The organism is Phaeobacter sp. SYSU ZJ3003 (genome assembly GCF_041300735.1).
GTDB lineage: Bacteria > Pseudomonadota > Alphaproteobacteria > Rhodobacterales > Rhodobacteraceae > Phycobacter > Phycobacter gallaeciensis_A.
This window is the reverse complement of record NZ_PXNU01000033.1, coordinates 1-1,123: the sequence shown is the minus strand read 5'-3', so window position 1 is coordinate 1,123 and position 1,123 is coordinate 1. Positions and strand designations below refer to the sequence as shown.

Annotated in this window: 1 protein-coding gene; it reads right to left on the bottom strand. The window is 60.6% G+C overall.

Annotation, left to right across the window (positions count from 1 at the left end; genetic code table 11):
- A protein-coding gene (locus C6W91_RS13250; RefSeq protein ID WP_370570919.1) for an IS3 family transposase occupies nucleotides 1-1,032 on the bottom strand; the annotation gives its coding sequence in 2 pieces (ribosomal slippage) (nucleotides 1-813 and nucleotides 813-1,032; 1,033 coding nt annotated over the 2 pieces). This gene is flagged as partial in the annotation.
- Nucleotides 1,033-1,123 lie beyond the last annotated feature (91 nt).

Below are 1,123 nucleotides of genomic sequence, written 5' to 3'. Positions count from 1 at the left end.
ACTCCCACGGAGTGAGCCCGTCGAGGCTCGTGTGGGGGCGATGGTGATTGTAATCGTCACGCCAAGACGCGATCAGCTCCCGGGCGTGGCGCAGGTTTGCGAACAGATGCTCGTTGAGGCACTCGTCTCGCAGGCGGCCGTTGAAGCTCTCGACGAAGCCGTTCTGCATGGGCTTCCCAGGCGCGATGTAGTGCCACTCGACCTTCCGGTCTTCCTGCCATTTCAGGATGGCATTCGACGTAAGTTCGGTCCCATTGTCGCTGACCACCATGCACGGATAACCGCGCGTTCGGGCGATATTATCGAGCTCACGGGCAACCCGCTGGCCGGAGAGTGAGGTGTCCACGACCGCGGCCAGGCATTCCCGGCTGAAGTCGTCGATGACGCAAAGCACCCGGAACCGGCGCCCGTCCGAAAGGCTATCTGAGACGAAGTCCAGGGACCATCGCTGGTTTGGCCCTTGCGGGATCGTCATCGGCGCACGCGTTCCAATCGCTCGCTTGCGACCGCCACGCTTGCGCACTGTCAGGCCTTCTTCACGGTAGATCCGATAGAGCTTCTTCCAGTTAACTTGCCAGCCCTCTCGGCCCAGTAGGAGGTGCAGTCGTCGGTAGCCAAACCGCCGACGCTCCCCGGAGAGCTCCTTCAGCCGCTCTCGGAGCTCTGTATCCTCAGGCCTGGCTGGTCGCCGCCTGTAGACGCGCGGATCAATCCCGGCCAAGGCACAGGCCCGCCGCTGGTTGTAGTTCTTCTCTGTCATGGCCCAGTCCACGGCTCTCCGCCTTGCACCGGGCTTCAAAAGTTTTTTCCCAGCATTTCCTTCAGCGTGGCCACGTCGAGCATGTGTTCCGCCAGCATCTTCTTCAGCTTCGCGTTCTCGGCTTCGAGCGCCTTCAGCCGTTTGGCCTCCGACACTTCCATGCCGCCATACTTCGAACGCCACTTGTAGAACGTGCCATCACTGATGCCATGCTTCCGGCAGAGCTCCTTGGCCCCGATGCCAGCTTGGTGCTCCTTCAAGATGCCAATGATCTGTTCTTCGCTGAATCGGCTCTTTGAATCGCTCCGGTTTCATCGGAGACCTATAGCTTCATTTCACGCGACCATATCGAGCACGTCGCGC